Source organism: Flavobacterium cheniae (assembly GCF_004363695.1).
Taxonomy (GTDB): Bacteria; Bacteroidota; Bacteroidia; order Flavobacteriales; family Flavobacteriaceae; genus Flavobacterium; species Flavobacterium cheniae.
The window spans coordinates 677375-702726 of the sequence record NZ_SNZC01000002.1 but is presented as its reverse complement, the minus strand read 5'-3'; the positions used below and the strand labels follow the sequence as shown (position 1 = coordinate 702726).

Here is a 25352-nt window from a genome sequence, read left to right as displayed (position 1 = left end):
TGTTTTTTACACAGAGATTCATGGAGCTTTTTTTGATTTTGATGCTGTTGAAAAGAGGTACACAGAGACGTTTTACTTTTAAACTTTTCATTTCTTCAATTTGTGTTCTAATAAAAAATTGATTTTTGAAATTGAACTTGCCCTTGTTCTTGAACTTTTCGTATTTTTAACACCTTAGAATCAACCAAATGACAGCCTCAAAACCACTTGTAATACTAAAAGAAACCATTTTAGCTGGCGAAAGCAAAACCATTAACATGGAAATTGCCAAGTTGCACACCATGAATAAATTGAAAATTCCAATAATTGTGGAGCGTTCAAAAATTGATGGTCCAACAGTTTTATTCACCGCTTGCTTACATGGTGATGAAATAAACGGAACCGAAATTGTGCGTCAGTTAATCATTCAAAAAATAAACAAACCAAAACGCGGAACGATAATTTGTATTCCGATTATCAATATTTTCGGATTTGTAAATCAAACACGTGAATTTCCAGATGGTCGCGATTTGAATCGGGTTTTTCCTGGAAGTAAAACAGGTTCTTTGGCGAGTCGTTTTGCGTATTATATTTTAAAAGATATTATTCCGCACGTAGATTATGCAATCGATTTTCATGCGGGTGGTGCGAGTCGATTTAATGCTCCGCAAATTAGAATTGTACCAGAAAATCCAGAATTAAAGCAACTTTCCGATGTTTTTAATGCGCCTTTTACATTGTATTCGAAGAATATTTCGGGTTCGTTCCGAAATTCTTGCGATAAATTAGGCGTTAAAATGTTGCTTTTTGAAGGCGGAAAATCATTAGATATAAACCTTCAAGTTACTGAAGAAGCCGTGGAAGGAACCAAGCGTTTTTTAGATCATTTAGAAATGCTAAATCCGAGAAAAAAAGCAACAAAAAAAGACAACAAAACCATCTATATAGAAAAATCGAGTTGGATTAGAGCGAAATATTCCGGTATGTTTCATGGTTTAACTACGATTGGTAGTTTTGTTAAAAAAGGTGATTTATTGGCTACTATTTCTGATCCTTATGGAAAAGTAGAGCACAAAATGAAAGCGCCACATGAAGGTTATGTAATTAATGTAAATGATGCGCCTATTATTTACCAAGGCGATGCTATTTTTCACATTTCTACTCACTTAGAATCAGAAAGCTAACAATTATCATGTTTTTATTGAATTAGTACCTGTAATTTCGTCAAAATTTTTAGGTATGAACTTCTGGAAAAAACTTACACACGAAGAAAGAAAAGCCCGAATTGATAAGGCTTTGCATGATAATGTTAACTTCTCAAAAGATGCTTCTTTAGGCTATCCGGCTTCTAAGTTAGATAGTCGCGTTTTTTATGATGATGCGCCTTTTTTGAAAGATGCACCCACGCTTCAAACCTATGTTGCGAATCCAAATAACATTGGTTGTCACACTTTTGGTACTTCCGAAAAAGCGTTTTATGGCACACAAGAAATTGAACGCGAAGTTTTAAATGTAATTGCTGTTGATATTTTTAAAGCCAAAGAAAACGAATTTGATGGCTACATCGCTCCTGGTGGAACGGAAGCTAATATTCAAGCGATTTGGGTTTTTAGAAATGAATTCTTGCATAATTTTGATGCGAAATTAGACGAAATTGCCATTTTAGCATCGGAAGACACGCATTATTCAATTCCAAAAGCTTCTAATTTATTGCAAATCGATTGGTTGAAAATTCCGGTTGGATTTGAAAACCGTGAAATTGATGTAAATGCATTGGATAACATCATTTCGGAAGCTAAAAATAAAGGAAAAAAATACTTCATTGCCGTTTCAAATATGGGAACAACCATGTTTGGTTCGGTTGATAATCCTGATGATTATACTTCGGCACTTGAAAAAAATGAAGTAACCTATCGTTTGCACATTGATGGCGCTTATGGCGGATTTGTGTATCCGTTTAGTAATCAAAAATCGAATATCAACTTCAGCAATCCGAAAATAAGTTCGATTACGATTGACGCGCACAAAATGTTGCAAGCTCCTTATGGAACAGGTGTTTTTGTTTGCCGAAAAGGTTTAATTGAAAACGTATTGACCAAAGAAGCGGAATATGTTGAAGGAATGGATTTAACGCTTTGCGGAAGTCGCTCTGGTGCGAATGCTGTAGCGGTTTGGATGATATTATTCACTTACGGTGCTTATGGTTGGTTTGAAAAAGTAAGTATTTTACAAATGCGCACGCAATTTTTATGTAACGAGTTAGACCATTTAAACATCAAATATTTCCGCGAACCGTTTATGAATATCGTAACGATTCATTCGGAATCGATTCCAGAAGAAATTGCTGAAAAGTATGATTTGGTGCCACAACAACACAATGAACACAATAAATGGTACAAAATTGTGTTAATGGATCACGTAGAAGTAGAACATTTGACTAAATTTATAGACGAATTGAAAGCGTCTATAAATGGATAAGAAATCGTTAAGGCAAAAGGCAAAAGCTGAAAGGCAAAAGTTAACTCAAGAGAAAATCGAAGACAAAAGTTTAGCGATTGCGAACCAATTGTTGCGCATGGACATTTGGGACAAATTGTATTATCATTTGTTTTTAACGATTGAAGAGCAAAAAGAAATCAATACCGAATATATTCTTCAAATTTTAGCGGGAAAAGATAAAGAAATCGTCATTTCGAAGTGCGAATTTGCCACTTTGGGAATGACGCATTTTTTATTAACCGATAATACCAAAATCAAAAAGAACAGTTACAACGTTCCAGAACCGGTTGATGGTTTAGAAGTTCCTGACGCGAAAATTGATGTGGTTTTTGTACCGCTTTTAGCTTATGACAAGCAAGGAAATCGTGTTGGCTATGGCAAGGGTTTCTACGATAACTTTCTAAGCAAATGCAAGCCCGAAACGATTAAAATTGGATTATCGTTCTTTCCTCCAGAAGAAAAAATTGACGATGTTTCGGATAATGATGTGAAATTGGATTTTTGTGTGACGCCTGATGGAGTTATTTGTTTTTGAATTCCATTATTTCTTTATTGAAATGAAGTATAAGCTTCAAATCTCTAGATTTTCTAAGCTCTTCTATTAACAAAGTGTCTGATATATGATTTCTTTTATTTTTACCTACTAGAAAATAAGGTGTAATAAAATGAAAAATTATTTTATTATTTCCCACTTTATCTAATCCAAAAAAATTATTTGAATAGTCAATTCGCTCATTTTTATTCAATTCTAAAATATGCCTCGTTAAACTATCATTATCTATTTTTGAATAAACATCAGAAGATACATTCAATTCAAAAATAAAATGATCTGGTGCAGGACCTTCATATTCGCGTATTATTTTTATATCCTCAATATAATTTTCTTCTTCCTTTTTACATCCGTAAAAAAGAAGGACAATTGAAAACAATAAAAAAAATGCGTTTTTCATGTTGAGATTATTTCTCAGCTAATGCTTCCTCTTTATCTGCATGAGCAAACGCTCTTTTGTTGAATACGATTAAAATCCCAACTCCAGTTGAAATCGCTACATCGGCTACATTGAAAATGGCGTTGAAGAAAGTGAAGTGTTTGCCACCCCAAATTGGTAACCAAGAAGGTAAGTTTCCTTCCCACATTGGAAAATAGAACATATCTACTACTTCACCGTGGAACCAAGTACCGTATGGTTGGTCGGAGAAAGCTGTTGCCACTTGATGATAACTATCGTTAAAAATGACACCGTAAAAAACCGAATCGATAATGTTTCCTAAAGCGCCTGTAAAAATCAAAGCAATAGCTACGATTAAATAATTTGATGCTTTTTTTCTTACTGAATCCCACAACCACCAAGCAATTCCTCCTACGGCTACGATACGGAATAAAGTTAAAATTAATTTTCCATGTTCGCCAGGAATTTCAGCACCCCAAGCCATACCTTCATTTTCTATAAAATGAATTTGAAACCATTCTAAACCCATTACTTTTATGGATTCTCCAATAAAAAAATGCGTCTTGATGTAGATTTTCGAAATCTGATCAATTAATAAAATAGCAATGATTAAAATATAGGCTTTCTTTAACGACATGTTCAATTTTTTTGCAAAAATAGTGTTTTTATTAAATAAAAAACGCCCCAAACGGAGCGTTAGTATAATTTTGTAAAAAGATTAACGTTGCAAGTTTTTTGCTTCGATACTCATAGTTGCATGAGGAACGATTTTTAAACGCTCTTTACTTATTAATTTGCCTGTAACTTTACACAAACCATAGGTTTTGTTTTCGATACGAATTAAGGCATTTTTTAAATCTCTAATAAATTTTTCTTGACGAATAGCTAGTTGTGAATTGGCTTCTTTACTCATTGTTTCACTACCTTCTTCAAATGCTTTAAATGTTGGCGATGTATCATCAGTTCCGTTATTTAAGTCATTCATGTAAGCACTCTTAATAAGCTCTAAATCACCTTTAGCCTTTTCTAATTTAGCTTGAATTAACGCTTTGAATTCAGCCAAATCAGCGTCTGAATATCTAATTTGCTCCTCTACCATAATTTCAATATTTTTTTATAGTTATACGTCGATTAAAAACCTTTCGGTTCTTATTTTGAAATTAATATACTTGTTTTTATATCATCAAACTCAATTTCCGTACCATTTTCAAGGTTTTCCACAAAAATTAACGATTCGGTTAAGGTTTCTGACTTAATATACGATTCATTAGCTAAAACGGCTTCCTCAACTTGAGCATTTTTTTCCATTTTAACGGTAATCTTGTCAGTTACTTCAAAACCAGAGTCTTTTCTGATATTTTGGATTCTGTTAATCAATTCTCTCGCGATACCTTCTTTTCTTAATTCATCGGAAATCGTAATGTCTAACGCTACCGTAATTCCGTTTGAATTGGCTACTAACCAACCCGGGATATCTTGTGAAGAAATCTCAACATCTTCTAGTGATAAAGTTATACTTTTTCCTGAAATATCCATAACCAGCTCCCCATCACGCTCTAATTTAGCAATTTCTTCTTGCCCAAAACCTTGTATCTCTTTGGAAATCAATCCCATATCCTTACCAAAACGCGGTCCCAATGTTTTGAAATTAGGCTTAATTTGCTTCACTAAAACACCCGAAGCATCGTCTAATAACTCAATTTCTTTCACGTTTACCTCAGCCATAATTAAGTCAGAAACCGCCTCAATTTCAGCACGCTGATTGTCGTCAAGTACTGGAATCATTACCTTTTGCAACGGTTGACGCACTTTGATCATTTCCTTCTTACGAAGTGATAAAACTAGTGAAGAAACCGTTTGTGCTTTCATCATTTTGCTCTCTAACGACTTATCAACAAAGTTTTCAACCGAAACTGGAAATTTCGCCAAATGTACACTTTCAAATGACTCAGAACCTGTAGCTTGTGTTAAATCTCTGTAAAGTTTATCCATAAAGAATGGTGCAATTGGAGCCGAAAGCTTTGCTACCGTTACCAAACACGTATAAAGCGTTTGATAAGCTGCAATTTTATCTTGCGCATAATCGCCTTTCCAGAATCTTCTTCTACACAAACGAACGTACCAGTTGCTTAGGTTTTCCTGAACAAAATCAGAAATAGCTCTTGCTGCTTTAGTTGGTTCGTAATCCGCATACGCTTCATCAACAACTTGAATTAAAGTATGTAATTCGGATAAAATCCAACGGTCTATTTCTGGTCTTTCTTCAAATGGAACTTCCGCTTCAGAATAAGTAAATCCATCAATATTAGCATATAACGAGAAGAACGAATACGTATTATATAACGTTCCAAAGAATTTTCTACGAACCTCAGCAACACCTTCGATATCAAATTTTAAGTTGTCCCAAGGATTTGCATTCGAAATCATGTACCAACGAGTAGCATCTGGACCATATTCAGCCAAAGTAGTGAATGGATCCACGGCATTTCCTAAACGTTTCGACATTTTTTGTCCGTTTTTGTCCAAAACTAATCCGTTTGAAACTACGTTTTTATAAGCGATTTTATCGAAAACTAAAGTTCCAATCGCGTGTAAAGTATAAAACCAACCACGAGTTTGGTCAACACCTTCTGCAATGAAATCGGCTGGAAATGCTTTATTTTCATCAATTAATTCTTTGTTCTCAAATGGATAATGCCATTGTGCATAAGGCATCGCACCTGAATCGAACCAAACGTCAATTAAGTCAGTTTCGCGATTCATTGGTTTTCCTGATGGAGAAACTAAAACAATTCCGTCTACTACGTTTTTGTGTAAATCCACTAAATCGTAATTGGCTTCGCTCATGTCTCCAATTTTGAATTCTTTGTATGGATTTTCTGTTTGGAAACCTGCTGCGATTGATTTCTCGATTTCGTTGTACAATTCTTCAACTGAACCAACTAACATTTCTTCGGTTCCGTCTTCGCTTCTCCAAATTGGTAAAGGAATTCCCCAATATCTTGAACGAGACAAGTTCCAATCGTTTGCATTTTTCAACCAATTTCCGAAACGACCTTCTCCTGTAGCTTTTGGTTTCCAGTTGATGGTTTCGTTTAAATCGAACATTCTATCTTTGATTTCGGTTACTTTAATGAACCAAGAATCTAATGGATAGTATAAAATTGGTTTGTCTGTTCTCCAACAATGTGGGTAACTGTGTACATATTTTTCAACCTTAAAGGCTTTATTTTCTTCTTTTAATTGGATAGCGATTTCTACGTCAGCTGAGCGTTCTGGCGCTTCACCATCGTTGTAATATTCGTTTTTAACATATTTGCCAGAATAATCACCTAAACCTTGGATGAATCTTCCTTGCAAGTCTACCAATGGCACAGGATTTCCGTTTTCATCTAAGACTAACATTGGTGGTACTTCTGGAGTTGCTTCTTTCGCTACTTTAGCATCATCAGCTCCGAAAGTTGGTGCGGTGTGTACAATTCCAGTTCCATCTTCTGTAGTTACGAAATCCCCTGAAATTACTCTAAACGCATTTTCTGGATTTTGATATGGTAACGCTAATGGTAATAATTGTTCGTAACGAATTCCTACTAAATCAGCACCTTTTGATTCGGCTAAAATTTGGTATGGAATCTTTTTATCTTCTGATTTATAATTTGCAAAATCAGCTTCTGATTCCGCTGTAAAATATTTTCCACCGAATTGTTTCCCAACTAAATTCTTAGCTAAAACTACATTTACTGCTTCAAAAGTATATTGATTGAACGTTTTTACTAAAACATAATCGATTTTTGGGCCAACAGTCAATGCTGTATTTGATGGCAACGTCCAAGGCGTAGTCGTCCAAGCTAAAAAATGAACAGTTCCAAAACCTTGTAAAAAACTTGGTAATGTTTCGTCTTTTGCTTTAAACTGCGCCACAATCGTTGTATCGGTAACATCACGATATGAACCTGGCTGATTCACTTCGTGCGAAGACAAACCTGTTCCCGCTTTTGGAGAATAAGGCTGGATGGTGTAACCTTTGTATAGTAAATCTTTGTTGTAAATTTGTTTTAGTAACCACCAAACCGTTTCCATATATTTGGATTTGTACGTCACATATGGATCTTCCATGTCTACCCAATATCCCATTTTTTCAGTAAGGTCGTTCCATACGTCGGTGTAACGCATAACGGTTCTTTTACACGCTTCGTTGTATTCGGTAACTGAAATGGTTTTTCCGATGTCTTCTTTGGTGATGCCTAATTCTTTTTCGGTACCTAATTCTACAGGTAAACCGTGCGTATCCCAGCCTGCTTTACGCTTAACTTGGTAGCCTTTTTGAGTTTTATAACGACAAAAAATATCTTTAATCGCACGCGCCATTACGTGGTGAATACCAGGCAAACCATTTGCTGATGGTGGCCCTTCAAAAAACACGTAAGGAGTAGCTCCTTCACGAGAAGTTACCGATTGTTCAAAGATGTGGTTTTTTTTCCAAAAATCAAGAACTTCTGACGCTACTGTTGGCAAGTCAAGTCCTTTGTATTCAGTAAATTTTGTGCTCATTTTGTCGCTTTCTTAAATCAATTTGCGAAAGTAATGATTTAAAGGTAAAAGGCAAAAGGTAAAAGGCAAAAGTTAAGACTTAGGAAAAAACTTCTTTTAAAACTTCTAACGATTTTGGTTTTTTGAAGCCATCTAAATGTAACGTATAGAAATCTAAGAGGATTTTTAACAAAATTTGACGTTCAATTCCGGCAAATACTTTTTGGTCAGCATCAAATTTTAAGTCTAATAATTTTTTGAACAAATGCGTTTCGTGTTCGGTTAACGAATTTACACTTTGAAAAGGCGTAAAATAACCTTCTTTAGTATCGAAAAAAGGAAAATCAATTTCAGTTACATCGGGATAAAAGCCTAAGTATTTAGTAACTTCCATCATTAAAATGAGGTGAAAATTTGCCATTTCATCGTGCGTATCCAACCAAAGAAGCGCCGTTTCTAAAAACGAGAATAAATTTTGATTTTTCTCTTCTTCTTTTATGGCGTGATGCAAAATTTCGGAGAGAAAAATTACAATCGTACTTTTAACAATGTCGGTATTTATAGAATAATAACTATGGGCTAATCGGATTTCTTTAAAATGCTCGAGCGTGCCTTTATTCTTGTGATTAGCTTCGATTTCAATAATCGTTAATGGCTGAAAATAAGCAATTTTTTGATTGGCTTTTTTGTTGGAATAAGCGCTTTGTACAAAATAACTTTTTAATCCATCGATTTCGGTAAAGCATTTGACAATCAAGCTTTTTTCTTGAAACTTTAAGGAAGAAAGAACGATGGCTTTAGTTTTGACTAGCATTGATATTCTTTTTTTTATAATATGAATTTATCCCGACGATATAAAAAACAAAAATGATTCCTTGTAACGGCATCATAAACCTTGAGCAATTGATTGGACCTGTTATTAAAATACAATAAAAAAACAGCATTATTATGTAATTCAAGTAAAAACTGTATCTGTTAAAAATTAAAGCATAAGAAAATAAAAAAACCTTCAATATAGCAAACAAAAAAACTGGAATTAAAAGTAAATAGAGAACAAAAAAATTGTTTTCAAATAAACTTGAAAACCGCTTCTTACCATTTAAAATTTCCAAAAAACCTTGATTTCCATCTTCTTCCTTGAAAAATGTCATTAAATCAAAACGACCAGGATCTAAAACTCCTCTAAAAGCATTTACAACATGATAAAAAGTATATCTAAAAAAATCATCTTTAATTGTTGAAATTCCTATTTGTTTTAAGTATTCATTTTGTTTTTGAAAATCCATTTTCTCATACTCTCCATTATAAATTGAATCTAACCATATTTGAGCTTCTTTTGGAGAGTTTGTAAATGATTTGAAATAAAACAAATTATAATTAATTAGGTTTTTATTTTCTATTGAAGAAAAATGCTTGTAACCCGTTCGTGTTTCGTTATGATGTAAATATAATTGTAAAAGTATAATGGGCAGAAATATGAAAAAACTAAAAACCTTTTTCTTAAAAAAGAAAATAAAAAAGTAAACAAAATTCAAATATATAAATGGATAAAATACAGGTTTAGTAAAAGCTAATAAAATGGTTAAGATTTGAATGAAGAAAAAATTACGATTTGACCATTTTTGTGTGAAAAGCCAAAACTTTAAATTAATTAATAACATCAATAACCATTCAGACATAATTAATTGAGAATATATAAAAATTGATGGAGTTAAAAGAAAAAAAAGAACATGATAAGGTTTTATTTGGATGTTAAATTTTTTTAAAATTTGAACCAAAATAAAACTATTTGAAAAAGCAAAAAATGTCTGAATAAGAATTATAATTTCAATTTTGAACTTTAAAAGAAAAGATAGAAATAAAGGGTAAAAAAATGGTCTTTTGGTTAATAATGAAGGGTTAATACTTGAGTCAAAAAACATTTGATTAGAAATGTACTTTGCTATTTCGATGTATTCATAGGAATCTACTAAAAAATAATTTTTTGACAATATTCTAAAAAAATAGAAAAAAAGGAAAAGTATAGCTAGAGATAGATAAAATCGTTTTTCGTTTGAATCTAATTGAATATTCATAACTATCTAATAATCATAACTTTTTTAACGGTAGAATCGGTTCCATCTTGACTTGCTACAAAAATCATATAAACTCCGGATGCTACTTTATGTTTTCCGAAAGCTTTGGTGTCCCATTCAATAGTTCCTCCTGATGAAGTAGTTTCGTAAACTAAATTCCCTTCGATATCTGTGATTTTGATATTAGCTTTGTCGGTTAACCCGCTAATTTTTACTGTTCCTGAAAATTCTGGTCGTACTGGATTCGGGTATACAAAAACATCTCCTAAACTATCACTTGGTTTAGTTGAAGTTCCTAAAAACGAAACAATTCCTTTATCTGTGGCAAAAAACACTTCTCCAGATACTCCATCAATTTCAATATCTAATACGTTATTACTTGGTAATGGTGAATTGCTTTTGTCAAAGCGGTAAATGGTTTGCTGACCATTTGAAGAAACTAAGAAAACACCTCCATCGGCAATAGAAACCCATTTTCTATTGGCTCCATCTACAGCAATATCTAAAATAGGTTGCTGAAAAAACAGTTCTTGAGCCAAATCACCTTCTTGAATAATAATTGGGAAAACATCTAGTTCTGTTTCTGAAATAAATCTGTCAACACTCGACAAAACTCTCAAACCAGCCATTGTTCCAATCCATAATTGATTGCGGTTATCTATTGCCACACAATTTACAACCGTAGTTGGAAGATCCGCATTTTCTTGGTTAATTACAATAAACTTATTATTGTAATTTTCATTGAAAGCTACAACACCATCGTTATAAGCAGGTATCCATTTGGTACTATTTTTATCGATAGACATTGCGTTGTATCTTCCGGTGGCTAAATTTGCAGTTATTCCAGATAAATTATAGGATTGCCATTGTCCGTTAGCTCTTAAAACTTTGATTCCTCTATTTACATACGCATTGGTTACCCAAAGATTACCTTCTCTATCAAAAGCTGGACTATTGATTCTAATATCAACATAAGATGGGTTTCCTGGCAACACTAAAGACTCTAGACCATTTGCGCCTGTGTTTGTATTATTAAACAATTCAATTGTGTTTCCAAACACTTTTAAGAGTCCAGAAAAATAAGACGTTACATATACTTGATTTTGGTTAGATGGATTAATTGCAATATCCGACAAAGATTTTGCACCACTTAAATCGCTATATGGAATTACATCCCAACCTTGATCTGCTGTAAATGTACTAATACCTAATTCATCAAGTGGATAAGGATTAAATGACTGACTATAATCGCCATGTACTACCCAAATTTTATTAGTCGCTTTTTTTAATCTAAAAGTACTGTTTTGAAGCGGGCCATTTGGTGACATTGCAGTAAATACCGTCGGATTTGACAAACTCGTTGAAAACAACCCTTCTTTCTCAGTTCCAATGTATATAATTCCTCCAACAACAGAAGCAGCTGTAAAGCGCACAGTAAAATTGGGAATTTGAGTTATATGAGCTAAAATTGAAAATGATTGATTTAAAACATACACGTTGTTTTGAGTAGTTACTATAAGCTCCGTTCCGTTTGTCTTTAATTTTAATCCTGCTTGATTATGATTTAAAATCTCAAATGCTGTACCTCCATTAAATCGATACGTTCTAGCATTTGCGTTTGTTGCAATCAATTGATTATTAAAAGTTACGATTCCAAACCAAAATCCAGTATCAAAAGTTTGCCATTGACTAAAATCAAACAAATTAGGATTATTTAAATTCGCTTTTCTAATGCCAAAACTTCTTGTAACGGCATAAATTTCATTATTAAAAACGGTGGTTTGAAGCACTTCTGTTTCTTCTCCTGATGTACCAATAAAATAGGTTGAAATAAATTCAGATGTAGCAATATCGATTACAGAAATTCCATAATCTGTAGCAATATACAAGCGACCATTGAATTCAAAAAAATCATTAATTTTCTTTTTGTTAGGTGGCACAGGCACTTCTTCAATAACATCTACTTTAGTAGTAACAGAACCATCTGCATTTTGTATTAAAATTAAACCATTATTATTTCCAACAAATGTTTTATTAAAAGCATCTGAATGGTGAATTGTAGTTATAACATCTGGTTTTAACCCTGTAATTGAATTGTAAACATTCAAATTAGAAGATGCGACTACTTGTGAAAAAAGAGCATTTTGAGTAGAGGCAAACACGGCATTAGTCGACGATTCAACATCTACAATTTCATTGTAAGAAAAATAACCTTTCCACAATTGATTGCTTTGTTGCCCAAAAAAGTATTGGGAAATAAAAAATATAAAAATATAAATCGCTTTTTTCATCGCAAGTATTTAATACAAATATACTACAAACGTATTAATTTTAATTTTGATATATTTCATAAAAGAAAAAAGCTCTTTCAGTTTCCTGAAAGAGCTTTTTATATAATTCAAAGTTTGTTATTATACTACACCTTGAGCTAACATAGCGTCAGCCACTTTAACGAAACCAGCAATGTTGGCTCCTTTAACATAGTTTACATAACCATCTTCTTCTGTTCCGTATTTTTTACACTGACTGTGAATACCTGTCATGATGTCTTTTAAACGAGCATCTACTTCTTCACTTGTCCAGTTTAAACGAATAGAGTTTTGTGTCATCTCTAAACCAGATGCCGCAACACCACCTGCATTAGCTGCTTTACCTGGAGCAAATAAAACTTTTGCATCTAAGAATTGTTTGATAGCGTCTAATGTACATGGCATATTTGCTGCTTCAGTTACACACATAACGCCATTTGCAATTAATTTTTTAGCATCTTCTTCATGTAATTCGTTTTGAGTTGCACAAGGAATAGCGATATCCACTTTTGCTTCCCATGGACTTTTTCCTTTGTGGAAAACAGCACTTGGGAATTTTTCAGCAAAACTTTCAGCTCTATTGTTTCCGCTAGCTCTCATTTCTAACATGAATTCTATTTTCTCTCCAGAAATTCCGTCAGCATCATAAATATATCCATCAGGACCCGAAATGGTAACTAATTTACCTCCCAATTCATTCACTTTTAAAGCTACTCCCCAAGCCACATTTCCAAAACCAGAAATAGCAACTGTTTTCCCTTCAATTGTTTCACCTTTGGTTCTCAACATTTGTTGTGTAAAATAAACAACACCGTAACCTGTTGCCTCTGGACGAATTAAAGAACCTCCATAAGCTAACCCTTTTCCAGTTAAAACCCCTGTAAATTCGTTTCTAATTCTTTTATATTGACCAAACATGTATCCAATTTCTCTTGCTCCAACACCGATATCTCCGGCAGGAACGTCTAAATCTGGACCAATATGACGGCATAATTCTGTCATAAACGATTGACAAAAACGCATAACTTCAGCGTCTGATTTTCCTTGTGGGTCAAAATCAGAACCTCCTTTACCTCCACCCATTGGAAGAGTTGTTAAACTATTTTTGAAAACTTGTTCAAAAGCTAAAAACTTAAGAACCGATAAATTTACTGTTTGATGAAAACGAATACCACCTTTGTAAGGTCCGATTGCAGAATTCATCTGAATACGGAAACCTCTGTTTACTTGGATTTCTCCTTTATCATCAACCCATGGCACTCTGAAAATTACTGAACGCTCTGGCTCAGCCATTCTTAGAAGTACATTTTTTCCATCATACTTTTTTTCATTAGCAATGAAAGGCATTACTGTTTCAGCAAATTCTTTTACTGCTTGTAAAAACTCAGGCTCGTTTGGATTTTTGGCCTCAACAAGCGCCATAAAATCATTAATTTTTTGTTCCATTATACTATTAAACTTGTAGCTAAACTAATTCGTTAAATATGTTTCTTTACTTAAATTATCAAATTCGCAAAATTTAAGTCGACAAATATACATTATAAAAATTACTTGGTATATTTTTAAGAAAAATTTATACCTCATGTTATCTAATATTTAACTAATCGTATTAAGTTGTGCTTTTTACATAAGAAAAACATTCTTTTTTTTTTGAAGTGCAGTTTGTTTTTATATATTTGTCCGATAATGGAAAAATTTTAGCGATGACTAAAAAAATTAAATACCTATTAATGTTGCTTTTAGGAGCAAATTTATCAATGACTGCACAATTTGGCTTCTCTCATGAAGTTGGAGCATTTGTTGGAGGAGTTGCTTTTCAATCTGATTTTGGAGTAAGACACGATTTTGAAACTAATGCTGGAAACACTGGTTTTGGTATTGGTTTAGTTCACTATATGAATTTTGCTTACCGTGCAGAATGTAACTGTTACATGCCTGAAACTTATTTTAACGACCACTTTAAAGTGCGTTCTGAGTTATCTTACAACAGTACTCAATTACAGCACTTTGGTAAATGGGTAGACAGAAGTTCATTTACAGCGGCTCAATTAAGAGCTATGAAAGGTGAAGCTAAAGTCACTGATATTGGTATGCAATTAGAATACTTTCCATTAAGTATTCGTGAATTTACAGCTACTGATGGCGCTTGGGCTCCATTTATTGGTTTAGGTGCTCACTATACTTTTTTCCAAAACGGAACTTATTCTGAATTAGGCGCAATGGATACTCCAATTTCTACTCCAATTAAATATTATGGTGCTTGGTCTGACGAAGGAGGAAGTGCTTGGTCTGTTGTTGCGAGTGTGGGAACACGTTATAAATTAACTGAATTATCCGATTTATTTGCTGAAGTAAGATGGCAGTACTATTTTTCTGATTGGGTTGATGGCTTAAATCCAGATCCTGAAGTTTGGACAGAAAATAAAGCAAATGACTGGAACTTATGGTTTCATGTAGGTTACATTTATTATTTAGATTAATATATTTTACAATATAAAAAAATCCCGATTCATGAGAATCGGGATTTTTTGTTTTTAGTTGTTTCTGTTATTTAAAAGCTTGTTCTAATCCGCTAAATAAATTAAAAACACTCATGTGTATGGCTCGAATATCTTTTGACTAATTCAACTAATTCAAATCTTAAAGTATTAAGAAAACCCTGCAAATTTGATTTGTGGGGGTTTTGGTTTTACTTTTTTCTTCTTTCTATAATTATTATTTTTTGGAAAACTTTAGACAACTAGTATAACACAATAATAATTTGTATTTTTATCATTATGAATAAAGAAAAGTCAAAATTATTTAGAAAAGTAAATACCAAAACTTTTAATGTACACCATAATTTTGGTAGCGACTTTAAAAACACAAGAAACAAAAAGAAGGAAACTTTAGAGCAAACTAAAGGAAAAATGTCTGATAAAACCGAAAGAGGATTAGATTATACGCATCTATTTAGATTTTTGTTGTCAAAAGTAGGTAAAAACTGGGATGAAGTTTTTAGTGAAGCTAAGTCTAGATTAGATAAAACAAATCCTATTTTTTCCATGGTAGCTTTAAGAGAAGAAGATAAAAAAGATTACATCGGAATTGGTGAATCTTCTTATTTTTCTGGTTTATATGTTGATGAAAATGGGGTGTTACAGCTATGTAATGCCGATTTAAAAGCTGTTGACATGAAACCATTCTGTGATTGTTGTACCCATACATTCAACGGAAAATTATTTGGAACTGAATAAAAAATCAATTAAATAAACAAAAAACCCTGCAATTGCAGGGTTTTTCTATATCCAAAAAGTAACTAATCACTTATTACTTTTCACTAATCACTTATTAAAAATCAAACTTAATTCCTTGAGCCAACGGTAACGCTGTTCCGTAGTTAATGGTGTTGGTTTGTCTTCTCATGTAAGCTTTCCATGCATCAGAACCTGATTCACGGCCACCACCTGTTTCTTTTTCACCGCCAAAAGCACCACCAATTTCAGCACCAGAAGTTCCAATGTTTACGTTAGCAATTCCACAATCAGAACCCGCAGCCGAAAGGAATAATTCCATTTCTCTCATGTTGTTCGTAAAGATAGAAGAAGATAATCCTTGAGGAACTGCATTTTGCATAGCAATCGCTTCTTCAATTGTGCTGTATTTCATTACGTATAAAACAGGTGCGAAAGTTTCGTGTTGTACGATTTCGAACTCGTTTTTCGCTTCAATAATACATGGTTTTACATAACAACCACTTTCGTATCCTTTTCCTTCTAAAACACCACCTTCTACAATTACTCTTCCGCCTTCAGCTTTTGCTTTTTCGATAGCATTTAAGTAATCTTGAACCGCACCTTTATCGATAAGTGGACCCACGTGATTGTTAGCATCTAATGGATTTCCAATTTTTAACTGCGCATAAGCCTTAGCTAATACGTCTAAAGTTTTATCGTAAACACTTTCGTGAACAATTAATCTACGAGTTGAAGTACAACGTTGACCTGCTGTTCCTACCGCTCCAAAAACTGCTCCTACCAATACCATTGATAAATCAGCTTCTTGAGAAACGATAATTGCGTTGTTTCCACCTAATTCTAAGATAGTGTTTCCAAAACGCTCAGCAACTGTTTTTGATACGTGACGACCAATTCTTGTAGAACCTGTAAACGATACTAATGGAATACGTTTGTCGTTATTGATTAAATCTCCAGACTCGTTACCAACCACTAAACAGCTGATTCCTTCTGGTAAGTTGTTTCTTTCTAATACCGTTTGAATAATGTTTTGACAAGCTACACCACATAAAGGCGTTTTTGAACTTGGTTTCCAAATACAAACGTCTCCACAAATCCAAGCTAACATTGTGTTCCAAGACCAAACTGCTACCGGGAAGTTGAAAGCTGAAATGATTCCAACAATTCCAAACGGATGCCATTGCTCATACATTCTGTGCATTGGACGCTCAGAGTGCATTGTTAATCCGTGTAATTGACGTGATAAACCTACTGCGAAATCACAGATATCAATCATTTCCTGAACTTCTCCAAGACCTTCTTGATACGATTTACCCATTTCAAAAGACACTAATTTTCCTAATGCTTCTTTATTTTTACGTAATTCTTCTCCCATTTGACGTACGATTTCCCCTCTTTTTGGAGCCGGAACCAAACGCCATGTTTTGAACGCTTCTTCTGCAGCACTCATAGCTGTTTCGTAATCTTCTTTTGTAGAAGATTTTACTTTTCCAATCAAGTCGCCTGTTGCTGGTGAATATGATTCGATGATTTTTCCGTTAGAAAACCACTTTGTTCCAGTAGAAGTTCCTTCGTTAATTTCTTTAATGCCTAATTGTTGCAAAGCTTCTTGCATACCAAATTGAATTGCTGCTTCAGATATCATTTTATAACTTTTTATTCGGTTTTTGTTAAATTTTCACAAATGTAAAAAATATATTTTAATAATTGTGTGTCTCAAGTTACACAGCTGTTTTTTAACTATTTCTTATTCGTAAACTTAGGATTGGTTTCCATTACAGTACCACATTTTTTACATGTTCTCTTCTCTTCCGAATTGTAGAACGTACTAAAATGTGGAAGAAAGTCTTTTTCAATGTCGTGTAATTCGAAATATACTTCGTGTAATTTATGATTGCAATTATCACAAAACCAAAGTAAACCATCATTGAATCCTTTTCCAGCGCGTTTTCTTTCGATTACCAAACCAACAGAACCTTCAGTTCTAGCTGGTGAATGCGGTACTTTAGCAGGATGTAAATACATATCGCCTGGCCCTAATTTCATTGCTTTCTTTATACCATCTTCCTGAACATAGATGGTAATTTCACCTTCTAATTGATAAAACAACTCTTCTGTTTCATTGTAGTGATAGTCTTTTCGTGCATTGGGTCCACCCACTACCATAACAATATAATCGTCTGAAGATTCATCATAAATGGTTTTGTTTCCAACCGGTGGCTTCAAAAACTGTCGGTTTTCTTCAATCCAATGATTAAGATTAAATGGTTTTTTAATTTTCATCTTATGCAATTTAAAAAGGTAAAGTTACTAAAAAGAAAAAAGGTTAGCTGCATTTTATTGCAAACTAACCTTATTAAATTATTATGATTGGAATTACTTCACTTCTTTCACTAAATAAATATAAACTGGAAAGTGATCTGAAAATCCTGGAACTCCGTTTTGATTACGAAGTGGATATCCCTTATACTGACCTGTTTTTTGAATTAAGAAAGGCTTGTTGTAAATACCTGCTTTCCAATATTTGAATGAGCCATAATCGTTATTATCAGCTGGAACCAGTTGTTGACTTACCATAATTTGGTCGAAAATATCACCTGAATCTCTGTAGAATAAAGTAGCATGTCCGTCTTTAGCCATTTGCTCAAATGGATTGTATATATCTCTAGGTTCTTTTAATTCTGATTTTTTTAGTTTAGCACCTATTCCTTGTTTTACAGATTTATTATATGCACCATCATTTAAATCACCCATAGTAATAATTTTAGCATTTGGGTTGATTTTAATGATAGAATCCATAATTTTTCTATTTAATCTTCCTGCCGCTTCACGGTAAGGGCTACTTTTTTTCTCACCTCCTGAACGAGATGGCCAGTGATTCACAATAATGTTAATTTCCTCTCCATCTAGCAAACCTGTAACTAAAAGTTGATCACGTGTATAAATTCTTTTGGTTTTTTTATCGTAGTTTACATTTTCTTCTGTTTCTTCACCTTCTTTTTTATCTTTTTTATCAGAAACAGATTCTGATTCATAAACATACAAAGGAACATTTATATAGCTTGTAGGTTGAAAATGTTTTTCTTGATATAAAAATCCAACATCAATTCCACGCTTATCTGGAGAATCAAAGTGAACGATTTTATATCCTTTGTTAATTAAAGTAGGATGTTTTACTAGATCTTCTAAAACTCTTCTGTTTTCAATTTCACATCCACCAATAATAACCGGTGAATTTTTTTGAACATCACTTGTTCCTAATTCGATAAGAACACGACTTAAGTTATCTAATTTCTTATTGTAATTCTTTTTTGTCCAACCATTAGCAGGAGTATATTCTTCGTCGTAAGTGTCGGGATCATTAATTGTATCAAAAATGTTCTCTAAATTGTAAAATGCCACGGTATGCACTTTAAATTTTTTATCTTGAGAAAAAGCACTATTTACAGATAAAATCACGGTAAATACAGCCAAAAGGTGTTTAATTTTCATAAATCAAATGTTATATTAATATCAAGTTTATTACAAATTGGGTGCCAAAGGTAAATAATATTATTAAAAGTTATACATTTGCAGGCTGTTAAGTTTTAAACCACTTAACGTTAAATAAGTATTAATTATAATATTCTTTATGAAAAAACTTGTATTAAGCACTTTACTAGTGCTGCAAGCTGTTTTTGTTTTTGCACAGCAAAATCCAGCCTTAAAAGGTAAGGTTATCGATGCTAAAAGTCAAAAACCATTACAAAATGTAGTTGCAACTATTCAAAGCACGAATCAATCTGCCTTGACTGATTTTGACGGAAATTTTGTCTTTCAATCACTTCCTGGTGGTGAACAAGTATTGGTAGTTAAGTCTACAGGATACAACCAACAGACATTCGTGTTAGAGCCAAACAATGGGGAACCATTAGACTTAGGCGTAGTTGTTTTAGAAGAAGATGTTACTTCTGAACAACAATTAAGTTTAGTAACTATTACAGAAAATGACTTAGGAGATGACAACAGTGGGTCGGAAAGTACTTCTGGGCTTTTACAAGCAACAAGAGACACGTACCAACAAGCTGCTGCTTTTAACTGGGGATTAGCTCGTTTTAGAATTAGAGGTTTAGATAATGAATATGGAGTTACCATGATTAATGGTATTTCAATGAATAAATTATATGATGGAAGACCACAATGGAGTAACTGGGGTGGTTTAAATGATGCAACTCGTAATCAAGAATTTACAATGGGTTCTGCACCTTCAGATTATACTTTTGGTAGTGCTTTAGGAACTCAAGAAATCAACACAAGAGCTTCATTCTACCGTCCAGGCTCAAGAATTTCGATGTCAGGAACAAACACCAACTATAGTTGGAGAATGATGGGAACTCACGCATCTGGAATGAACAAAGACGGATGGGCATTTGTAGTTTCTGCATCAAGAAGATGGGCTGAAGAGGGATATTTTGAAGGAACTGATTATGCTGCAAATTCAATATTTGCTAGTGTTGAGAAAAGAATTAACGAAAAACACAGTTTAAACTTAACTGCAATTTACGCTCAGAATAGCAGAGGAAAATCTTCTCCAAACACTAAAGAGGTAAATGATTTAATGGGTATCGAATACAATTCATATTGGGGATACCAAGGAGGTAAAAAACGTAACTCTAGAGATAAAGACGTTGAAGAACCAATTGTAATGCTTTCTCATTATTGGAAAATTACAGAAAAAACATCATTAAATACTAATGTTGCTTTTCAAACAGGATCAATTGGAAACTCTAGATTAGATTTTCAATTAGGTAACAACCCTGACCCAACTTATTACAGAAACTTACCAAGTTATTTTAGCAATTTAGGAGGTTATACTCCTCTTCAATTAGAAGAAATTGGAAACACTTTTAGATTAAATTCTCAAATTGATTGGGATGCTATGTACATTGCTAATCAAAATAGTGCATTTCCAGGAAGAAGTGTTTATGTTTTGTATGAAGACAGAACAGATGACAACCAATTAAGCGCAAACACTATCTTAAACTCAAGTATTTCTGAAAATGTTAGCTTAACTGCTGGAGCAAATTTTAGAAAACTACGCTCTCATAATTACCAAAACTTATTAGATTTAATGGGTGGTCAATACTTCTTAGATATTGATCCTTTTTACACTGGTAATGCTAGTCAATCAGATTTAAACAATCCAAATAGACAAGTTGGTGAAAACGAATCTTACGGATATAACTATTTATTACACGCTTTAACATTTGATGGTTTTACTCAATTCAAATTCACTTATGATAAAGCAGATTTTTATTTAGCTCAATCTTTTTCTAGAACTGAGTATCAAAGAGAAGGAATTTATAGAAATGGGATTTATGCAGATAATTCTTTTGGAAAAGGAGAAAGTATCACTTTTGAAAACTTCGGATTCAAAGGAGGTTTAACATACAAATTAAACGGAAGAAATTATTTAGATTTCAACGGTTTATACCAAACAAAAGCTCCAAGTTTGAGAAACTCTTTCTCTAATGCGAGAATGAATAATGTAATTACTCCAGACTTACAAAGCGAAAGTATTACAAGTGCTGATGCAAGTTACATTTTAAGAGCACCAAAATTCAAAGCCCGTTTAACTGGTTTCTACTCTAAAATTCAAGACGCTACTGAAATTTCATTCTTCTATGGAGAAGGAATTGGAAGTGACGATGGTGGTGACGAAGATACATTTGTAAGTGAAATCGTTACTGGTATTGAAAAACAAAACATGGGTGCAGAACTTGGTTTAGAATACCAAATTACTTCAACTATTAAAGCAACTGCTGCAGCATCTTACGGACAGTATATCTATTCTGATAATGCTAAATTAAAAACAAATGATGATGCTTTAGCTGCAGCTGGAAATGAAAGTTTAACAGATTTTGGAACTGTTTACATTAAAAATTATCACCAACCAGGTATGCCACAAACAGCAGCATCATTTGGTTTAGAATATAGAGACCCTAACTTCTGGTGGATTGGAGCTAATGTAAACTATTTAGCAAATAGCTATATTGATGTAGCTAGTATTTTAAGAACTGACAATTTCAGTATTGATAGTACTACAGGAGATAATTATTCTGGCGCAACACCAGAAACAGTTAAAGATATATTAGAACAAGAAAAATTTGATAGTTTTACATTAGTAAACTTGACAGGAGGAAAATCTTGGAGAATAAGCAAAGCAAATCGTAACACTGTTGGATTCTTTGCTTCTGTAAACAACGTTTTTGATGTAACCTATAAAACAGGTGGTTTTGAGCAATCTAGAAAAGCAACTTTCCCAGATTTACAAGCGGACCAAGCTAATGGTACACCTTCTTTTGGTTCAAAATATTTTTACGGATACGGAAGAACATTCTTTGTTAACTTCTACATTAACTTCTAAAAAAAATATACTATGAAAATAAAATTTTTAAAAACAATGTTCTTGTTAGCTCTTGGTACAAGTGCTTTAACAAGCTGTGTAGGAGATGATGATTATGCAATTCCTACAGTTTATGAGTATGCTTTTAATGAAGGATTTGAAACTTCAACTACAGGAAGTGGCTCTGTTGAAGTGCCAATTACTTTAGAAGGCTGGGTAAACTATAATGCGTCAACATCAACACCATTATCATCTCGCTTGTGGCACGCAAGAACATTTGATGATAATATTTATGCTGAGTTTTCTTCATTTTATTCTACAACAGGAACAAATGATGTAGCTTGGTTAATAACTCCAGTAATTGATTTAACTGGAACAACAGGAGAAATCTTGTCTTTTTCAACAAAAACAAGATTCGCAAACGGGTATCCGTTAACGGCTTTTATTTCAACAGATTATGATGGAACAACTGCTGGAATTGCAACTGCAACTTGGACACCTCTTTCTTTCACTGCACCAACAGCAAACGATGTATTTGTTAGTAGTGGAAACATTGACATCAGTTCTTATGAAAGCGATAACGTAAGAATTGCATTCAAGTATACAGGAAGCAGAGCAGGTGTAACTACTACTTTGCAACTAGACAATGTTAAGATCACCAAAAATTAATAGCTATGAAAAACTTAAAATTAGTATTAACAACAGCCATTTTAGCATCTTTAGTAGGATGTGTTAATGGCGATGATTATGGTACACCAGATTTATCAGACAACTGTGTTACCATTACACCAACGAAAGAAGTTTTCGAAATAACTGATATTGCAACTGCTACAACAGTTCAATATACAACTGACGAAACTTTAACTGACTATATTGAAGCTTATGTTACTTCAAGTGATGAAGGTGGAAACTTCTACAAATCTATCTCATTAATGTCATTAGATGGATTAAAAGGCTTTAGTATGCCTGTTGACAATTACAACTTGTATAACGAGTTTGAACCTGGAAGAAAAGTTACTATCAAATTAGACAAAGACAGATATTTCAACAAACAACACGGTTCAACTGTTATCGGTTCTTCTTACGAAGGTGGTGTTGGAAGAATTTCTGGAGTTGAATATAAAGATGTTATTTTAAGATCTTGTGAAAATGTTAACGAGAATGACATAGTAAAAGATTTAAGTATATCAGCGGCTAAAAACGATCAATATTTAAACATGTTAATCGAATTTGATGCGGTACAATTTACTGATGCATCTTTAGGTAAAAAATACTATGATGCTACTCTAAATAGTTTTGGTGGAGCAACAAATCATGAAATTACAGACCAATTTGGTAACAAAGTTATCGTTAGAGTTAGTGAATTCGCAACTTTTGCTTCAAATACAGTTCCTTCATTAAACGGAAAAATTAGAGGTGTAATGACTAAATATAATAGTGATTATCAATTCATGATTAGAACTTTAAATGATGTAAATTTAACTGATACAAGATTAGCAATTGATTTATATCCACCAATCGGAGGTTCTGCAATTGTTTATGATGCTACTTTAAACGAGCCTTTCACATCTTACACAACAACTAATCAACAAGTTTTCCCAAAATACATCAATGATGCAGCTGTGGGAAGTAGATATTGGCAAAGAAAAACCTTCAGTGGAAATACTTACATCCAAATGTCTTCATTTGGTGGAACTCCAGAAGCAAATAGATCTTTATTTATTGTTCCTGTTAATATGACAGCAGCAAATACATTATCTTTTGCTACAAATGCTGGTTTCCACAATGGAAATGTATTAAAAGTATATTACACTACAAACTATGTTCCTGGATCGCAAATTACTTCAGCAACTTTAGTTGATATTACATCAAGCTTTACTATTTCTCCAGGTTTACCAAGTGGATATCCTGCAGCATTTACAGCAAGTGGTGTTTACAACATTCCTGCTGGAGTTACTGGTAACGGTTTCTTCGTATTTGAATATGTTGGAAACGGAACTTCTGGTCCAACTACAACAATGCAATTAGACAATATTGTAATCAACTAATTACAATTTCTATAAAATCAAAAGCGACTCAAATTGAGTCGCTTTTTTTATGCTTGCTATTTTGTACCTTTGTATTCTTAAAGAACGATTATGTTAGAGAAAGAAGTTATTGACTTTGAAAAATCAATTGTAGTAGGAATTGTTACGCAAAACCAAAGTGAAGAGAAACTAAACGAATATCTTGACGAATTAGAGTTTTTGACATTTACGGCTGGAGGAACGGTTGTAAAACGTTTTTCGCAAAAAATGGACAAACCAAATCCGAAAACATTTGTTGGGACTGGTAAATTAGAAGAAATTAAATATTACATCAAAGACAACAATATCACAACTGTAATCTTTGATGACGAATTAACGCCATCACAATCCAAAAATATTACCAAAGAATTAGATTGTAAAGTATTAGATAGAACCAATCTTATCTTAGATATCTTCGCACAACGTGCTGAAACTTCTTATGCAAGAACACAAGTAGAATTAGCACAATGCCAATATTTACTACCTCGTTTAACAGGAATGTGGACGCACTTAGAACGCCAAAAAGGGGGAATTGGAATGCGCGGCCCCGGTGAAACTGAAATTGAAACCGACCGTCGTATTGTACGCGATAGAATATCATTACTGAAAGATAAAATTAAAGTTATCGACAAACAAATGGCAACCCAACGAAGTAATCGTGGTGCCATGGTTCGTGTAGCTCTAGTTGGTTATACGAATGTTGGAAAATCCACGTTAATGAATGCCGTTGGAAAAAGCGATGTATTTGTAGAGAATAAATTATTTGCCACACTTGACACAACTGTTCGTAAAACCGTAATTAAGAATTTGCCGTTTCTTTTAAGCGACACGGTTGGTTTTATTAGAAAACTACCAACACAATTAGTTGAATCGTTTAAAAGCACCTTAGATGAAGTTAGAGAGGCTGATTTATTACTACACGTTGTGGATATTTCGCATCCTGAATTTGAAGATCATATTGCTTCAGTAAATAAAATTTTATTAGATATTAAAAGTGCTGATAAACCAACTATCATGGTTTTCAATAAAATTGATGCCTTCAAATCAGTTTATTTTGATGAAAACGATTTAAGTGTTGAAAAAACAACCAAACATTACACTTTAGAAGATTGGAAAAGAACCTGGATGAGTAAATTAGGTGAAAACAATACTTTGTTTATTTCGGCAACCGAAAAAGCCAACTTTGAAGAATTTAGAGAAAAGGTTTACGAAGCAGTCAGAGAAATTCATATTACTCGATTTCCATACAACAAGTTTTTATATCCAGATTATAAAGATGCTGTTGAAAATGAATAAAAAAAGACCTCAATTGAGGTCTTTTTA

General features: G+C 33.3%; 20 protein-coding genes. 9 read left to right on the top strand and 11 right to left on the bottom strand.

Annotation, left to right across the window (positions count from 1 at the left end):
* Nucleotides 1-188 precede the first annotated feature (188 nt).
* From C8D80_RS08230 to C8D80_RS08220, 3 genes are read left to right on the top strand one after another with little or no spacing between them, the layout of a single operon-like run.
* Nucleotides 189-1163 carry a succinylglutamate desuccinylase/aspartoacylase family protein gene (locus C8D80_RS08230; RefSeq protein ID WP_133609229.1) on the top strand — a complete coding sequence of 325 codons (975 nt, stop codon included), beginning with the start codon at nt 189-191 and terminating at the stop codon, nt 1161-1163.
* Nucleotides 1164-1218: 55 nt separating this feature from the next.
* A complete protein-coding gene (locus C8D80_RS08225; protein ID WP_133609227.1) occupies nt 1219-2457 on the top strand; it encodes an aminotransferase class I/II-fold pyridoxal phosphate-dependent enzyme in 1239 nt (412 codons plus the stop codon).
* Entirely contained in the window at nt 2450-3013 is a 564-nt protein-coding gene (locus tag C8D80_RS08220; protein ID WP_133609225.1) for a 5-formyltetrahydrofolate cyclo-ligase, read from the top strand. Before C8D80_RS08225 ends, C8D80_RS08220 begins: the two co-directional genes overlap by 8 nt.
* Here the strand turns inward: C8D80_RS08220 and C8D80_RS08215 are convergent.
* From C8D80_RS08215 to gdhA, 8 genes are all read right to left on the bottom strand, one after another.
* Nucleotides 3000-3428, bottom strand: a complete 429-nt coding sequence (locus C8D80_RS08215; RefSeq protein WP_133609223.1) for a hypothetical protein — start codon at nt 3426-3428, stop codon at nt 3000-3002. The two genes, C8D80_RS08220 and C8D80_RS08215, sit on opposite strands and share 14 nt — an antisense overlap.
* 7 nt (nt 3429-3435) lie before the next feature.
* Entirely contained in the window at nt 3436-4065 is a 630-nt protein-coding gene (locus C8D80_RS08210; RefSeq protein ID WP_133609221.1) for a lipoprotein signal peptidase, read from the bottom strand.
* Nucleotides 4066-4146: 81 nt separating this feature from the next.
* Nucleotides 4147-4527, bottom strand: a complete 381-nt coding sequence (locus C8D80_RS08205; protein ID WP_073581819.1) for a TraR/DksA family transcriptional regulator — start codon at nt 4525-4527, stop codon at nt 4147-4149.
* A gap of 50 nt (nt 4528-4577) precedes the next feature.
* Nucleotides 4578-7979, bottom strand: coding sequence for an isoleucine--tRNA ligase (gene ileS / locus C8D80_RS08200; protein ID WP_133609219.1), 3402 nt, complete (start codon nt 7977-7979; stop codon nt 4578-4580).
* 79 nt (nt 7980-8058) lie between these two features.
* A complete protein-coding gene (recO, locus tag C8D80_RS08195; protein WP_133609217.1) occupies nt 8059-8772 on the bottom strand; it encodes a DNA repair protein RecO in 714 nt (237 codons plus the stop codon).
* On the bottom strand, nt 8756-10033 hold the full coding sequence (locus tag C8D80_RS08190; RefSeq protein ID WP_133609215.1) for a hypothetical protein: 1278 nt from the start codon (nt 10031-10033) through the stop codon (nt 8756-8758). The genes recO and C8D80_RS08190 overlap by 17 nt, the downstream gene beginning before the upstream one ends.
* 2 nt (nt 10034-10035) lie before the next feature.
* Entirely contained in the window at nt 10036-12324 is a 2289-nt protein-coding gene (gene porZ, locus C8D80_RS08185; RefSeq protein ID WP_133609213.1) for a type IX secretion system anionic LPS delivery protein PorZ, read from the bottom strand.
* Nucleotides 12325-12444: 120 nt separating this feature from the next.
* On the bottom strand, nt 12445-13788 hold the full coding sequence (gene gdhA, locus C8D80_RS08180; RefSeq protein ID WP_133609211.1) for an NADP-specific glutamate dehydrogenase: 1344 nt from the start codon (nt 13786-13788) through the stop codon (nt 12445-12447).
* A gap of 257 nt (nt 13789-14045) precedes the next feature.
* Between gdhA and C8D80_RS08175 the strand changes: the two genes are divergently transcribed.
* Nucleotides 14046-14822 (top strand): THC0290_0291 family protein, encoded by a 777-nt coding sequence (locus C8D80_RS08175; RefSeq protein ID WP_162845048.1) that lies wholly within the window; start codon nt 14046-14048, stop codon nt 14820-14822.
* A gap of 297 nt (nt 14823-15119) precedes the next feature.
* Entirely contained in the window at nt 15120-15578 is a 459-nt protein-coding gene (locus C8D80_RS08170) for a hypothetical protein (protein ID WP_133609209.1), read from the top strand.
* A gap of 94 nt (nt 15579-15672) precedes the next feature.
* On the opposite strand, the gene amaB is transcribed toward C8D80_RS08170, so the two are convergent.
* From amaB to C8D80_RS08155, 3 genes are all read right to left on the bottom strand, one after another.
* Nucleotides 15673-17223, bottom strand: coding sequence for an L-piperidine-6-carboxylate dehydrogenase (gene amaB, locus C8D80_RS08165; protein WP_394364579.1), 1551 nt, complete (start codon nt 17221-17223; stop codon nt 15673-15675).
* 95 nt (nt 17224-17318) lie between these two features.
* Nucleotides 17319-17861: a 3-hydroxyanthranilate 3,4-dioxygenase gene (locus C8D80_RS08160; protein WP_133609207.1), complete on the bottom strand. Its 543-nt coding sequence runs from the start codon at nt 17859-17861 to the stop codon at nt 17319-17321.
* 93 nt (nt 17862-17954) lie between these two features.
* Entirely contained in the window at nt 17955-19070 is a 1116-nt protein-coding gene (locus C8D80_RS08155; protein ID WP_133609205.1) for an endonuclease/exonuclease/phosphatase family protein, read from the bottom strand.
* 139 nt (nt 19071-19209) lie between these two features.
* Between C8D80_RS08155 and C8D80_RS08150 the strand changes: the two genes are divergently transcribed.
* The 4 genes from C8D80_RS08150 to hflX all read left to right on the top strand — a co-directional run bounded on the left by C8D80_RS08150 (nt 19210) and on the right by hflX (nt 25325).
* A complete protein-coding gene (locus tag C8D80_RS08150) occupies nt 19210-21984 on the top strand; it encodes a TonB-dependent receptor (RefSeq protein ID WP_133609203.1) in 2775 nt (924 codons plus the stop codon).
* 12 nt (nt 21985-21996) lie between these two features.
* Nucleotides 21997-22632 (top strand): choice-of-anchor J domain-containing protein, encoded by a 636-nt coding sequence (locus tag C8D80_RS08145; RefSeq protein WP_133609201.1) that lies wholly within the window; start codon nt 21997-21999, stop codon nt 22630-22632.
* Between the two features lie 5 nt (nt 22633-22637).
* The gene (locus C8D80_RS08140) at nt 22638-24011 is read left to right on the top strand and encodes a DUF5689 domain-containing protein (protein WP_133609199.1); all 1374 of its coding nucleotides are present in this window, start codon (nt 22638-22640) and stop codon (nt 24009-24011) included.
* Between the two features lie 90 nt (nt 24012-24101).
* Complete coding sequence (gene hflX / locus C8D80_RS08135; RefSeq protein WP_133609197.1) at nt 24102-25325, top strand: GTPase HflX; 1224 nt, start codon at nt 24102-24104, stop codon at nt 25323-25325.
* Nucleotides 25326-25352 lie beyond the last annotated feature (27 nt).